This window comes from Paracoccus bogoriensis (assembly GCF_019431455.1).
In the GTDB taxonomy this organism is placed as follows: Bacteria; Pseudomonadota; Alphaproteobacteria; order Rhodobacterales; family Rhodobacteraceae; genus Paracoccus; species Paracoccus bogoriensis.
In genome coordinates this window covers 29146-43243 of the sequence record NZ_JAHYSR010000015.1, presented here as the reverse complement: position 1 = coordinate 43243, position 14098 = coordinate 29146, and the positions used below count along the sequence as shown (strand labels likewise).

11 protein-coding genes are annotated in these 14098 nt (G+C 65.4%); 7 read left to right on the top strand and 4 right to left on the bottom strand.

The features are described 5' to 3' along the window. Nucleotides 1–25: 25 nt before the first annotated feature. The 3 genes from metG (at nucleotide 26) to rocF (ending at nucleotide 5063) form a co-directional block, all read left to right on the top strand. The gene (gene metG, locus KY389_RS09025; protein WP_219830586.1) at nucleotides 26–1744 is read left to right on the top strand and encodes a methionine--tRNA ligase; all 1719 of its coding nucleotides are present in this window, start codon (nucleotides 26–28) and stop codon (nucleotides 1742–1744) included. A gap of 237 nt (nucleotides 1745–1981) precedes the next feature. After that, the gene (locus KY389_RS09020; RefSeq protein ID WP_246588043.1) at nucleotides 1982–4069 is read left to right on the top strand and encodes a TonB-dependent receptor domain-containing protein; all 2088 of its coding nucleotides are present in this window, start codon (nucleotides 1982–1984) and stop codon (nucleotides 4067–4069) included. 70 nt (nucleotides 4070–4139) lie between these two features. Next, nucleotides 4140–5063, top strand: coding sequence for an arginase (rocF, locus tag KY389_RS09015; RefSeq protein ID WP_219830584.1), 924 nt, complete (start codon nucleotides 4140–4142; stop codon nucleotides 5061–5063). Nucleotides 5064–5502: 439 nt separating this feature from the next. On the opposite strand, the gene KY389_RS09010 is transcribed toward rocF, so the two are convergent. After that, the gene (locus tag KY389_RS09010; protein WP_219830582.1) at nucleotides 5503–6054 is read right to left on the bottom strand and encodes a LabA-like NYN domain-containing protein; all 552 of its coding nucleotides are present in this window, start codon (nucleotides 6052–6054) and stop codon (nucleotides 5503–5505) included. Nucleotides 6055–6158: 104 nt separating this feature from the next. Between KY389_RS09010 and folK the strand changes: the two genes are divergently transcribed. The 4 genes from folK (at nucleotide 6159) to KY389_RS08990 (ending at nucleotide 10072) form a co-directional block, all read left to right on the top strand. Continuing rightward, nucleotides 6159–6758, top strand: a complete 600-nt coding sequence (folK, locus tag KY389_RS09005; protein ID WP_219830581.1) for a 2-amino-4-hydroxy-6-hydroxymethyldihydropteridine diphosphokinase — start codon at nucleotides 6159–6161, stop codon at nucleotides 6756–6758. 71 nt (nucleotides 6759–6829) lie between these two features. Continuing rightward, the gene (gene rpoZ, locus KY389_RS09000) at nucleotides 6830–7186 is read left to right on the top strand and encodes a DNA-directed RNA polymerase subunit omega (protein WP_219830579.1); all 357 of its coding nucleotides are present in this window, start codon (nucleotides 6830–6832) and stop codon (nucleotides 7184–7186) included. Between the two features lie 44 nt (nucleotides 7187–7230). Then, nucleotides 7231–9345, top strand: coding sequence for a RelA/SpoT family protein (locus tag KY389_RS08995; RefSeq protein WP_219830578.1), 2115 nt, complete (start codon nucleotides 7231–7233; stop codon nucleotides 9343–9345). Nucleotides 9346–9388: 43 nt separating this feature from the next. Then, nucleotides 9389–10072: a DUF2062 domain-containing protein gene (locus KY389_RS08990; RefSeq protein WP_219830577.1), complete on the top strand. Its 684-nt coding sequence runs from the start codon at nucleotides 9389–9391 to the stop codon at nucleotides 10070–10072. 26 nt (nucleotides 10073–10098) lie between these two features. Here the strand turns inward: KY389_RS08990 and KY389_RS08985 are convergent, their stop codons facing one another. From KY389_RS08985 to mrdA, 3 genes are read right to left on the bottom strand one after another with little or no spacing between them, the layout of a single operon-like run. Beyond that, on the bottom strand, nucleotides 10099–11001 hold the full coding sequence (locus KY389_RS08985; protein WP_219830575.1) for a 2-hydroxyacid dehydrogenase: 903 nt from the start codon (nucleotides 10999–11001) through the stop codon (nucleotides 10099–10101). Next, nucleotides 11001–12140 carry a rod shape-determining protein RodA gene (gene rodA / locus KY389_RS08980; RefSeq protein WP_219830573.1) on the bottom strand — a complete coding sequence of 380 codons (1140 nt, stop codon included), beginning with the start codon at nucleotides 12138–12140 and terminating at the stop codon, nucleotides 11001–11003. The genes KY389_RS08985 and rodA overlap by 1 nt, the downstream gene beginning before the upstream one ends. Nucleotides 12141–12143: 3 nt before the next feature. Continuing rightward, nucleotides 12144–14093: a penicillin-binding protein 2 gene (mrdA, locus tag KY389_RS08975; protein ID WP_219830572.1), complete on the bottom strand. Its 1950-nt coding sequence runs from the start codon at nucleotides 14091–14093 to the stop codon at nucleotides 12144–12146. Nucleotides 14094–14098: the final 5 nt, after the last annotated feature.

The following is a 14098-nucleotide window of genomic DNA, read 5'->3' as shown; positions in this document are numbered from 1 at the left end:
GCGCGACCCCCAAAGGACGCATGACATGGCCCGCCACCTGATCACTTCTGCCCTGCCCTATATCAACGGCATCAAGCATCTGGGGAACCTCGTCGGCTCTCAGCTTCCGGCGGATCTCTATGCCCGCTATCTGCGCGCGCGCGGCCACGAGGTCATGTTCATCTGTGCCACCGACGAACACGGCACGCCCGCCGAACTGGCCGCCGCCAGGACCGGTGAGGCCGTGGCCGATTACTGCGCCCGGATGCATGGCGAACAAAGCGCGCTGGCGGCGGGGTTCGGCCTGTCCTTCGACCATTACGGCCGCTCCTCCAGCGACCGCAACCGCGCCCTGACCCAGCATTTCGCGGGCCGTCTGGCCGAGCGGGGCTATATCCGAGAAGTCATCGAAAAGCAGGTCTATTCGCATGCAGACAAGCGCTTTCTGCCCGACCGCTACATCGAGGGCACCTGCCCCAATTGCGGCTATGACAAGGCCCGCGGCGACCAGTGCGAGAACTGCACCAAGCAACTTGACCCGACCGACCTGATCAACCCTCGCAGCGCGATTTCCGGCTCGACCGATCTGGAAGTGCGCGAGACCAAACATCTCTATCTGCGCCAGTCGGCACTGAAATCCGAGATCGCGGCCTGGATCGACAGCAAGACCGACTGGCCGATCCTGACCACCTCGATCGCGAAGAAATGGCTGAACGACGGCGACGGGCTGCAGGACCGGGGCATCACCCGCGATCTGGATTGGGGCGTGCCCGTGAAGCGCGGCGATCAGGACTGGCCCGGCATGGAGGGCAAGGTCTTCTATGTCTGGTTCGACGCGCCCATCGAATATATCGCCGCAACCGCCGAATGGGCCGACGCGACCGGTGCAGGCGAGGAAGGCTGGCGCCGCTGGTGGCGCCTGGACGAGGGCGCCGAGGATGTGACCTACACCCAGTTCATGGGCAAGGACAACGTGCCTTTCCATACGCTCAGCTTCCCCGCCACGCTGATCGGTTCGGGCGAGCCATGGAAAATGGTCGATTACATAAAGTCGTTCAATTACCTGACCTATGACGGCGGGCAGTTCAGCACCTCGCAGGGCCGCGGTGTCTTCATGGACCAGGCGCTTGAGATCCTGCCGGCGGATTACTGGCGCTGGTGGCTGCTGTCGCACGCCCCCGAGTCGGGCGACAGCGAGTTCACCTGGGAGAATTTCCAGCAATCGGTGAACAAGGATCTGGCGGACGTTCTCGGCAATTTCGTCAGCCGCGTCACCAAGTTCTGTCGCAGCAAGTTCGGCGAGACCGTGCCCGAAGGCCCGGCCTATGGGGCCGACGAGGCCGCCCTGATCGCTGCCCTGACGGCGCGCCTGGCCGCCTATGATGCCAATATGCAGGCCATGGAGGTCCGCAAATCCGCATCCGAACTGCGCGCGATCTGGGTTCTGGGCAACGAATACCTGCAATCCGCCGCACCCTGGACGGTGTTCAGGACCGATCCCGGCAAGGCCGCGATGCAGATCAGGATGGGCCTGAACCTGATCCGGCTTTATGCGATTCTGTCGGCGCCCTTCATCCCCTTTGCCTCGGCCCGGCTGCTTGAAGCGATGGGCGCAACCGATGCCGCCTGGCCCGGCGACCTGACCGAGGCGCTGTCCGCGCTGCGCCCCGGCCATGCCTTCACCGTGCCCGACCTGCTGTTCGCCAAGATCAGCGACGAGGACCGCGAGGCTTGGGCCGAGCGCTTCAAGGGCGTTCGCCGCTGAGGATTGCGGCCTCGCGCCGCTTGCGTCCCGCGACAGGGCGGGGGGCATCCTGCCCCCCGCACCCCCCTGGGCCGAGGCGCCCGATGTAGCCTTTGCGCAACAGCCTGCCACAGGCTTTTCCGTGCCGGTTGTGACCGGCAAGCCGCGGGCATAATCCTGACTATATTACCCAGGTATGCGGTCTGTTCCCTCGGCCCTGCCCCAGGCATCCAAATCCCACATTCCGGAGCCTTTCGCATGCCCTTCGCCCATGCTTTGGCCGCGCCGTCCCGGCGCATGGCCTCTTGCCGCATTGTCACTCGCACGACACTGGCCGCGACTGTCGCACTGGCGCCCGTGCTGGCCGCTGCCCAGGAAAGCCAGCCCTTCCTGCTGGACGAGATCGTCATCACCGCCTCGGGGTTCGAGCAGAACGTCGCGGAGGCGCCCGCCAGCATCACCGTCATCTCGGGCACCGAATTGCAGCGCCGCAACATCACCAGCCTGACCGACGCGCTGCGCGGCGTCCAGGGCGTCGCCGCGACCGGCATCGCCAACGAACAGGACATCACCATCCGCGGCCTTGGCGGACAATACACGCTGATCCTGGTGGACGGAAAACGCCAATCCACCCGCGAAAGCCGCACGAATGGCAGCGCAGGCATCGAACAGAGCTTCATCCCTCCCGTCGCCGCCATCGAGCGGATCGAGATCGTGCGCGGGCCGATGTCGTCGCTTTACGGTTCGGATGCGATGGGCGGCGTGATCAACATCATCACCAAGCCCGTGGCGGATCGGTGGGGCGGCTCGGTCACGGCCGAGACCACGATACCGGGTCGTGACGAGGACAGTTCTAGCCGGCAACTGTCCTTCTACGCCAACGGCCCGGTGATCGCGGACCGTCTGGGCCTGCAGGTCTGGGGCCGCAAGCTGGACCGCAGCGAGGCGCGAGTCATAGACGGGCTGCGCGACCGCGACCTGACCGACCTGTCCGCCCGGCTGACCTGGACCCCTGCCACGGATCACGAGATCAGCCTGCAAGGCGGGCGCAGCCGGATCGAGGATCTGGGCCGCGTGGGCCGCACGATCCCCGAGACCGACTTCCAAGGCACGCGCCAGAACGACAGCCTGCAAGAGAACAGGCGCGACCATGCCCGGCTGAGCTATGCGGGCCGGATGGGCGAGACGCGGCTTGAAGCCTCGATCCAGCGCGAGACGGGGCAGCGCGTGACCTGGTCGGGCAACGGCGCGGTGGGCCTGTCGCCTGCCACGCGCGCGCCTAAGGTCACGAACACCGTCGCCGACGCGAAGCTGACCACGCCGCTGGAATGGCAGGGCCGCCACATGCTGACCCTGGGCGCCCAGCACAACCGCGCCGATGTGCACGATCACAACCCCGGTCTTGGGGATGGCGTGACCTATCGCTTTGCCACCTCGCAATGGGCGGTCTTTGCCGAGGACGAATGGAAGCCCACCGACGATCTTTCCCTGACGCTTGGCGCGCGCCTGAACCGCCACAAGGAATTCGGCACCCATGTCACACCGCGCCTTTACGGCGTGTGGAACGCGACGCCGGGTCTGGTGCTGAAGGGCGGTGTCTCGACCGGGTTCCGGGCACCGGACGTGCGCTCGATCGTGCCGGGCTATTACTACACCACACAGCGCGGCGCGGGCGTGATCGTCTCGAACCCCGACCTTGCCCCCGAGAAAAGCACCAACTTTGAACTGGCTGCCCTGTACGAGGGCCAAGGCTTCGGCCTGGGCGCGACGGTCTTTCGCACCGATTTTCGGAACAAGATCGAAAGCGCCAATACCGGCGAACGCATCACGGTGGGCGGCCAAGGCTACAACCGCTGGGAATGGTTCAATGTAGGCGAGGCGCGGCTTCAAGGCGTGGAGCTCACCGCCGACTGGAATGCCCGGGCGGATGTGACTGTGCGGGCCGCCTACAGCCTGGTGGATTCCGAACAGCGCACGGGCGACTTTGCGGGTCTGCCTCTGGCGCGGACGCCGCGTCACTCGGCTAGCCTCACGGTGGATTGGCAAACGCCCGTCACCGGGCTGGACCTGTGGGGCTCGGCCAACTACCACGGACGCGAAATTGCGGCAGGCGCGCGAATTGGCACCAATGGCCGACCCTATGCCACGAACGAGGCCGGCCAGGTCATCGCCTATGAGTACGGATCCTACCTGACCGTGGACCTGGGTGCGAATTACCATCTGTCGGATCGCGCCACGGTCAATGCGGCGGTCTATAACCTACTGGATCGCGTCATCGACATGGCCACCAACAACACGGTCGGCGAGGGCCGTCGTTTGTGGCTTGGCCTGACGACCGAGTTCTGACCCATGTGCCGGCGGTGGACATTCCGCCGCCGGACCGCTTTGATCCGGGCCAAAAGGAAAGGAGACCCGGATGACCCATTGCATCCTGATCGGCGCCCCCGTCGATGAAGGCCAGCGCCGCCCCGGCTGCCTCATGGGGCCCGCCGCCTACCGCGTGGCGGGCCTTGCCGGAACTCTGACCGCACTTGGCCATCAGGTCGAGGATCGCGGCGACGTTGCCCCCCTCCCGCCGGGCACCGAGACCTGCGCCAATCCTGCCGTCCATCACCTGCCCGAAGTGATCGCCTGGACCAGGGCGCTGGCCCAGGCAACCGAGGACGCGATGGCCACGGGTATGCCGATCATCATGGGCGGCGATCACGCTCTGGCCATGGGAACGCTAACCGGCGTTGCCCGGCACGCGGCGCGCGCCAACAGGCCGCTTTTCGTGATCTGGCTGGACGCGCACAGCGATTTCCACACAGTGGAGACGACCACATCGGGCAATCTGCACGGAACGCCCATGGCCTATGCCCACGGCTTGCCCGGCTTCGATCCGTTCCCGCCCTTTCCCACCCCCATACCGGGCGAGAACATCTGCATGTTCGGCATCCGCAGCGTGGACCCGGCCGAGCTGGCCGCGATGCAGCCGACCGAGATTACCGTGAACGACATGCGCGTCCTGGACGAGCACGGCATCACCGCGCCGCTGCGCGCCTTTCTGGACCGGGTGCGCGCGGCGGGCGGGCTCTTGCATGTCAGCCTGGATGTGGATTTCCTGGACCCCTCGATCGCGCCGGCGGTCGGAACGACCGTGCCCGGCGGCGCGACCTTCCGCGAGGCGCATCTGGTCATGGAATTGCTGCATGAATCCGGGCTTGTCACCTCGCTGGATCTGGTCGAGCTGAACCCCTTTCTGGACGAGCGTGGCCGCACCGCCAAGCTGATGGTCGATCTGGTGGGCAGCCTGATGGGCCGCAAGGTCTTTGACCGCCCGACCCGCAGCTTTGGCTGAGGCCGCCAAGCCCTTGCGCGCGATCACCACTTTCCTGTCGCATCGGCCGCCCGTCTGTGGCATGAGGCAAGCCATGCGGACGTGGCGAAACCGGTAGACGCAGCAGACTTTGACGATTGGAGTGCCCGGTCGGGGAAACCCCCGGTGCAGAACCGCTCAAATTCGGGGAAAGCTCTGGGCGCTTGCGCCCGTGCCGATCCCGAGCCAAGCCCCGGAAACGGGGAAGGTGTAGAGACTAGACGGGCGGCGCCTAAAGCCTTCGGGCCATGGCGAAGGGATAGTCCAGACCACGAACGGGTCGCACAGCACCCGGCGGCGAAAGCCGAAGTGGTATGAAAATCTGTTTTCCGCAAGGAAGTGCGGGTTCGAGTCCCGCCGTCCGCACCACAAGCCGCCGCCCCCGTCGGCCGCCCCTGTCGCCGGGGGCGGCGGGTTTGTCTCAGCCCTCTTGCGGGGCCGTCTCGCGCGGGGGGCGGCCGATGATCTCGCGCAGCGCATCCAGTTCGATGAAGTTGTCGGCCTGGCGGCGCAGGTCGTCTGCGATCATTGGCGGCTGGCTGCGGATGGTCGAACAGACCGAGACCCGCACGCCCTGGCGCTGCAACGCCTCGACCAGCGGCCGAAAGTCGCCGTCGCCGGAAAACAGCACGGCATGATCCAGCCGCGGCGCCAGTTCCATCGCGGTCACGGCCAGTTCGATATCCATATTGCCCTTGACCTTGCGGCGCCCAAGCGCGTCCGTGTATTCGCGGGCCGGCTTGGTGACGACGCAATAGCCGTTGTAATGCAGCCAGTCCACCAGGGGCCGGATGGGGGAATATTCCTCACCCTCGATCAGGGCAGTGTAGTAATAGGCGCGCATCAGCTTGCCACGTCGGTCGAACTCCTGTCGCAAGAGCTTGTAATCAATGTCGAAGCCAAGAGCCTTGGATGCTGCATAGAGGTTTGCCCCATCTATGAAGATCGCCAGGCGGTCATCCTTGTAGAACATGCGGTGTTGCCTTCAATAAGTCTTGCTGATGGACAGCCTGGGGCGACCGGAGTGAGGGATCCGACCATTGCCCCGGCCACGCTTTGTAGGACGGGAAGGAGAGAATGGTTAACCTGTCTTCTGGTATAGTCGCCCTGGGCGCGAACCTCCCCTCGCTCGCGCAGGGCCCCATGGTCAAGCTGCACGAGACCGTCAGCATTCTGCACGCCGAACCAGATATTTCAATCACGGCGCTCAGCCGTTTCTGGCGGACGCCCGCCTATCCGCCCGGCTCTGGCCCCGATTTTGCCAATGCGGTCGCGCTGATCCGCACCAGCCTGCCGGCCGAGGCGCTGCTGGCGCGGCTGCACGCGATCGAGGCGCGAGCCGGGCGCGACCGCTCGACCGGGCGATGGACGGCGCGGGTGCTGGATCTGGACCTGATTGCGCTGGACGGACTGATCCTGCCCGACGAGTCGCACTTGCGCCACTGGATCGGCCTTGCGCCGCAGGATCAGGGCCGCGTTGCGCCGGACCGGCTGATTCTGCCCCATCCCCGGATGCAGGATCGCGGCTTCGTCCTTGCTCCTCTGGCCGAGATCGCGCCCGACTGGCGCCATCCGCTGACCGGGCGCAGCGTGGCGCAGATGCTGGCGGCGCTCGGCCCCGAGGAATTGGCCGGGATGCACCCCCTCGATCCGGGTGATTCGGGGGCTTTGGCTTGACATTCGTCCGGATGCCGACCACTAGTCCGGTTTCGCCCGGAATATCCGATTCGCAACTGCACAGGTGATTCATGGCCCGCGTTACGGTTGAAGACTGCGTCGACAAGGTTCCCAACCGGTTTGATCTGGTGATGCTGGCCGCGCATCGCGCGCGCGAGATCGCGGCGGGAAGCCCGATCACCGTGGACCGCGACAACGACAAGAACCCCGTCGTCGCGCTGCGTGAAATTGCCGAGGAAACCCAGCCCGTTGACGAGCTGCGCGAGCGGATGATCGAAGCCACCCAGACCCAGATCGAGGTGGACGAGCCCGAAGAAGACGCGATGGCTCTGCTTCTCGGCGCCGAGGTGGATCGCCCCCGTCCCGCCGACGAGGAATCCGAAGAGCGTATGCTGCGCATGATGCTGGAAGCCAACCAGCGCAACTGAAAGAACCACGGCAGGAACAGCAAGCAGAGGTCTTCGGCAGCAAGATGATCGACGTCGAAGACCTTCTGGCGTTGGTGCGCAACTACAATCCGCGCAGCAATGCCACCCTGATCCGCGATGCCTACGAATACGGGATGCGGATGCACGAAGGGCAGTTTCGTCACTCGGGCGAGCCCTACTTTACCCATCCGGTTGCCGTCGCGGCCATTCTGACCGAGATGCGGCTGGACGATGCGACCATCGTCACCGCCCTGCTGCATGACACGATCGAGGACACGCGCTCGACCAAGGCCGAGGTTGCGGCATTGTTCGGCGAGGAAATCGCCGATCTGGTCGATGGCGTGACCAAGCTGACCAATCTGGAATTGTCCAGCGCCCAGTCCAAACAGGCCGAGAACTTCCGCAAGCTGTTCATGGCCATGTCGCGCGATCTGCGCGTGATCCTGGTCAAGCTGGCCGACCGGTTGCACAACATGCGCACCATCCGCTCGATGAAGCCGGAAAAGCAGGTCAAGAAAGCGCGCGAGACGATGGACATCTACGCTCCGCTGGCGGGGCGGATGGGGATGCAATGGATGCGCGAAGAGCTCGAGGATCTGGCCTTCAAGGTCATCAATCCCGAAGCGCGCAAGTCCATCATCCGGCGCTTCGTCAGTATGCAGCGCGACAGCGGCGACATCATCGGCCAGATCACCGCCGATATCCGGGCCGAACTGGAGCGCGAGGGAATCGAGGCGACCGTTTTCGGGCGTGCGAAAAAGCCCTTCAGTATCTGGCGCAAGATGCAGGAAAAGCAGCTTTCCTTCTCGCGCCTGTCCGACATCTACGGCTTTCGCATCATCACCACATCCGAGATGGATTGCTACCGCTCGCTTGGCGTGATCCACCATCGCTGGCGCGCCGTGCCGGGACGGTTCAAGGATTATATCAGCCAGCCGAAATCGAACGGCTACCGCTCGATCCACACAACGGTTTCGGGTCGCGATGGCAAGCGGGTCGAGGTGCAGATCCGCACCCGCCAGATGCATGAGGTCGCCGAGGCCGGGGTGGCCGCGCATTGGGCTTATCGTGACGGCGTGCGCGCGCGGAACCCCTTTGCCGTCGATCCGGCCGCCTGGATCGCGCAGCTGACCGACCGCTTCGACAGCGAGGACCACAACGAATTCCTCGAGCATGTGAAGCTCGAGATGTATCAGGATCAGGTCTTCTGCTTCACGCCCAAGGGCGATGTGCTGCAACTGCCCAAGGGCGCGACTCCGATCGACTTCGCCTATGCGATTCACACAAGGCTGGGCAGTTCCTGTGTCGGCGCCAAGGTGGACGGCATCCGCGTGCCGCTTTGGACGCGGCTGAAGAACGGGCAATCCGTGGAGATCATTTCGGCCTCGGGGCAGCGACCGCAAGCGACCTGGCTCGACATCGTGGTGACAGGCCGCGCCAAGGCCGCGATCCGGCGCAGCTTGCGCGAAGAGGACCGCGACCGCTTCATGCGGCTGGGGCGCGAACTGGTGCGCGTCTGCTTCGAGCATGTCGGACGCAAGGTCACGGACAAGGCGCTGCGCACCGCCGCGCGGCAGATGGGCCTGCCCTCGGCCGAGGATCTTCTGGCCCGGATCGGCAGCGCCGAAAATTCGGCCAAGGAAGTGCTGGAACTGCTTTATCCCGAACTGGCCAATCACGGCGACGAGATCGATTCGCGTCGTCCCATTGCGGGCCTCGAAGCGGATGCCAATTTCAAGCGCGCCCCCTGCTGCAACCCCTTGCCAGGCGAACGGATCGTCGGCATCACCTATCGCGGGGCGGGCGTGGTCATTCACGCCATCGACTGCCCGGTCCTGGCCGAATTCGAGGATCAGCCAGGGCGTTGGGTCGATCTGCAATGGCGCGAAGGGCGCCATCCAGCGGCCTATTCCACGATGCTGAGCCTGACGATCCGTCACGATGCCGGGGTGCTTGGGCGCATCTGCAGCTTGATCGGCGGGCAGGGGGCGAATATCTCGAACCTCGAGTTCATTGATCGCAAGCCGGACTTTTACCGTATCGAGGTCGAGGTCGAGCTGCGCGATCACGAGCATCTGCACAAGCTGCTGACCGCGCTGGAAGCGGAAAGCGATGTGGCGCAAGTGGCGCGGATTCGCGACCCGGCGCTGAAACCCTGAAGGCGGCCCCGACGGGCCGTCCGTCCCAAGCAATGGGTGGTCCGTGTTCAAGCGCAAGAAGCCTCGCAGTTACGGCCAGATTGCCAGCGAATTCGTCTATCCTCGCGGCGGCTGGCGCCGAGCCGGAACCTATATCCTGTATCGCCTGCGCCGCCTGCCCGACCAGCCTCACCGCATCGCACGTGGCGTGGCGGCAGGGGTCTTCGTGTCCTTCACGCCGCTTTTCGGGTTCCATTTCCTGTCCGCTGCGGCGCTGGCCTGGATCATTCGTGGCAATGTTCTGGCCGCGCTTCTGGCCACCTTCGTGGGCAATCCGGTCACATTTCCGTTCATCGCCCTGGGGGCGGTGGGGCTGGGGCGGCGTATCCTGGATCTGCCCGGCGAGCCTTCGGCCAATCTGATCTTTCGCGAATTCACCCGCGCCAGCAGCGAGCTGTGGCACAACATCAAGTCGATCTTCGGCCCCGAAACGGCGCACTGGAACCGGCTCTGGGAGTTTCACGAGCAGATCTTCCTGCCCTATTGGGTGGGCGGGATGATCCTGGGCTTGGCGGTGTCGGTGGCGACGCATTACCTGACCGTGCCGGTCTTCCGCGCCTATCAGCGGCGGCGCGAGAAGAAGATGGCCGACCGGATCGCGCGAGCCGCCGAACTGGCGGCCATGCGGGCGGCGACGCAGGAGGAGAGCGCTGCCCCTCATCCCGGGGATTCCTCCGGGGATATTTGACCCAAGGCAAAGGGGCCGGGGGGGCGTCAGTATCCTCGGCTACGATCTACAAGACCAAAGACCGGCTGGCCCGACATGGCGGCGCGCAGGTTGGCTGCAACCACCGGAGCCGCGGTTTCGGGCCTTGTCTCGGCCGCGATATGGGGGGTGACGGTCACGCCGGCATGATGCCAGAAGGGGTGATCGGCGGGAAGCGGTTCGGTCCGGAAAACATCCAGCACGGCATGGGCCAGATGCCCCGTATCCAGAGCGTCGAGCAGGGCGCGATCGTCGATCAGCGTGCCCCGCCCCGGGTTGATGAGCCAGGCGCCCTTGGGCAGCAGGCCAAGGCTGGCCGCGTCCATGAGGTTGCGCGTGTCGGGCGTGTCGGGCAACAGCGCAATCAGAATCTGCGCCTGCGCGAGGGCCTTGGGCAGATCAGAGGTGACGGTCACGCCCTCGACCGGGCGGCCGCTGCGGCTGAAGCCTGTCACGGGAAAGCCGATCGCGCGCAGGTGGCTGGCCGTAGCGCGGCCCAGTTCTCCCATGCCGAGGATCGTCACGGGCCGCTCGGTCGCAAGCGGCGGGATCTGGCCGTTGCGCCAGACGCCGTCCTGAGCGTAGCGGTCCATGCCCAGATGCGCGCGCATCGCCCATCCGGTGCAGTATTCCGCCATGCCCGCCGAAAGACCCGGATCGACCATCCGGGCCAGCGGTTGGGTCAGGGTCGGGTTCGTCACGATGCGTTCGACCCCGGCCCAGAGGCTTTGGACCAGGCGCACGTTGCGATAGGGCGAGAAATCCTTGATGTCACCGCCCGGCGCGTAGATGATCGCGTCGAAGGCGGCGGGGTCTCCGTCGCGTTGCAGCACCATCTCGGGGCAGGCGGCGCGCAGGGCGGGTGCCCACTCATCCCAGGCCCTCGGGCAGGCAGAGAAACGGACGCGCATCACCTTGGCCTGTGGACATGCGCGGACTGGACCAGTCCGAAGCCCAGCATCAGGATCATCAGCGAGGTTCCTCCGTAGCTGACCAGCGGCAGGGGCGAGCCCTTGGCGGGCAGAAGCCCCATCACCGTGGCCATGTTGATGGCGAAATACAGAAAGAACGTCCCCGAAATGCCGATCGTGATCAGGCTGGCGAAGCGGTCGCGGTTCGTCAGCGCCGAATAGAGGCAGAAGCCCAGGATCAGCATGTAGAGGGTCAGAAGCGAGATTGCGCCGACAAAGCCGAATTCCTCGGCCAGCACGGTGAAGATGAAATCGGTGTGCTTTTCGGGCAGGAAGTTCAGCCGCGATTGCGAGCCCTGCATGAAGCCGCGCCCCGACCATCCGCCCGAGCCGAAGGCGATCTGGCTCTGGATGATGTTGTAGCCTGCGCCCAAGGGATCGGCATAGGGGTCCAGAAAGGTGTCGATCCGGCGATACTGGTAGTCCTTGAGAAGCTGCCATTCCGTGCCGCGGCTTTTCAGCACCGCAGTCACCAGCCCCACCCCTGCCGCGGCGATGATGGCGAAATACCACAGCGAAACACCCGCCGCGAACATCACGATGGCGCCCCCCGCCACCAGCATGATCGAGGTGCCCAGATCGGGCTGGATCAGCACAAGCGCTGTCGGCGCAAGGATCAGCAGGGCCGGGATGATCACCCAGAGGGGCCTTGAGACGCGGCGGATGTCCAGCCAGTCGTAATAGGCCGCCAGCAGCAGGACGAGCGCGATCTTCATCAGCTCGGAGGGCTGGATGCGGATCGGGCCAAGGTCGATCCAGCGCCGCGCGCCCATGCCGATCACGCCGAACAGATCGACCGCGACCAGCATCAGGAAACATACCACATAGGCCGCCACCGAGATGCCGCGCCAGAACCACATCGGCACGAAGGCCAGCCCGATCATCAGCACCATGCCGACGGCAAAGCGATACATCTGCGGCTCGGCCCAGAGGTCCAGCCGTCCGCCCGCCACGGAGTACAACATCACGAAGCCGATGCAGCAGACCGCCGTGACCAGAAGAACCAGCGGCCAGCTGATATGCAGGATCTTGCGCCAGCCGGTCGGGATCTGGGCGACCTTGTAGTCGAGATAGGCCATGGCTCAGACCCTCGTGCGGGCGTTGCGGGGGGGCTCGGGGATGAAGAGGTCCATGGCCTGGTGGCGGGCCTCCATCGCGGCGCGCTGGTCAGAAGGCACCGCGTCCAGCGGCGGCAACCCGCCATTCAGCGCGAATAGCAGGATGTCGCGCGCCAGGGGTGCCGCCGCAGTCGAGCCGCCGCCGCCATGTTCCACCACCAGCGAAATCGCGTATTTCGGCGCCTCGAACGGGGCATAGGCCACGAACAGCGCATGGTCGCGGCGGTTCCACGGAAGCTGTTCGTTCGAGATGACGCCCCGAGCGCGTTCTGCGGCAGTAATGTTGCGGACCTGGCTGGTGCCGGTCTTGCCCGCCATTCGCCATTCGTCGCGCGTGATCCGGCTGGCCCGTGCCGTGCCGCGGCTGCCATACATGACCGCGTCCATGCCCAACCGGGTGACGCGCAGCGTATTGGCACTGACGCCCTCCAACTCGGGCCATTCGGGGATGGGCTGGCGGACGCCGTCTATGGCGCGAATCAGGCGCGGCTCGACCGCGCGGCCGCTGGCGATGCGGGCCGTCATTACCGCCAGTTGCAGCGGCGAGGACAGCACATAACCCTGCCCGATCGAGGCGTTGAGGCTGTCGCCGATCTGCCAGGGCTGGCCGTGACGGCGCATCTTCCACTCGCGGTCGGGCGCGATCCCCTCGGCCACGGCGGACATGGGCAGATCATGGCGCACCCCCAGGCCGAACTTGCGCGCCATCTCGGCGATGCGGTCGATGCCCACGCGCTGCGCCAGTTCGTAATAGTAAACATCGCAACTTTCCTCGAGGCTCTTGATCGCATCGACCGAGCCATGCCCCCCCCGGCGCCAGCAGTGAAAACGACGCCCGCCCAGTTCGGTATGGCCCGGGCAGAAAAAGCGCGTGCCGGCATTGACGACGCCCGCCTCGAGTCCGGCCATCAGCGTGATCATCTTGAAGGTCGAGCCCGGCGGATAGACGCCCTGCACGGTCTTGTCGGCCAGCGGGCGGTGATCGTGATCCATCAGCGCGCGGTAATCGCGGCTGGAAATCCCCCGCACGAACAGGTTCGGATCGAAGCTTGGCGACGAACAGATCGCGGCCAGTTCGCCCGTCTCGCAATCCATCACCACGGCGGCGGCGCTTTCCTCACCCAAGCGCTGCGCGGCATAGTTCTGAAGCGCGGCATCGACGGTCAGTTGCAGCGTCGCGCCCTGCTCGCCCTCCTGGCGGGACAATTCGCGCATCTCGCGGCCGGTGCTGTTCACCTCGACCCGGCGGGCGCCCGCCTTGCCGCGCAGGATCTCCTCCATCCTTCCTTCGACGCCGATCTTGCCCAACTGGAAGTCGGGCAGGCGCAGCACCGGATCGGGCTCTTCGATCCGCGACAGGTCGTGATCGCTGACCGGGCCGACATAGCCCATCACATGCGCGAAATCGCCCCGCCGCGGGTAATGCCGCGACAGGGCCGATTCCGGCGTCACCCCGGGCAACGAGGGCGCGTTCACGGCGATGGCGCTGAATTCTTCCCAGGACAGGCGGTCGGCCAGCACGATGGGGGTGATCGCGCTGCGGCGGGAAAATTCTTCCAGCAATTCCTCGATCCGGGCATCGCTGAGCGGGATGATCTGCGCCAACCGCCGCAGGATCGGCTCGACATCGCCGCCCGCTTCCTCGCGCGTCAGCGTGACGCGGTAATTCTGCTCGTTGCCGGCGATCACGATGCCATTGCGGTCCAAGATCAGGCCGCGCGCGGGCGGCAGCAGGCGGATCTTGATCGAGTTGCCGTCCGCCAGCATCCGGAATTCCTCGGCGTGGTCCAGTTGCATCGACCGCATCTGCATCGCCAGAGCGCCCGCCGTGGCGATCTGGATGCCGCCCAGCATCAGCCCTCGGCGGGTGATCATGCGGCTGCTGTCCTGGATCTCGCGCGGGGATTTCTTCATCTGCG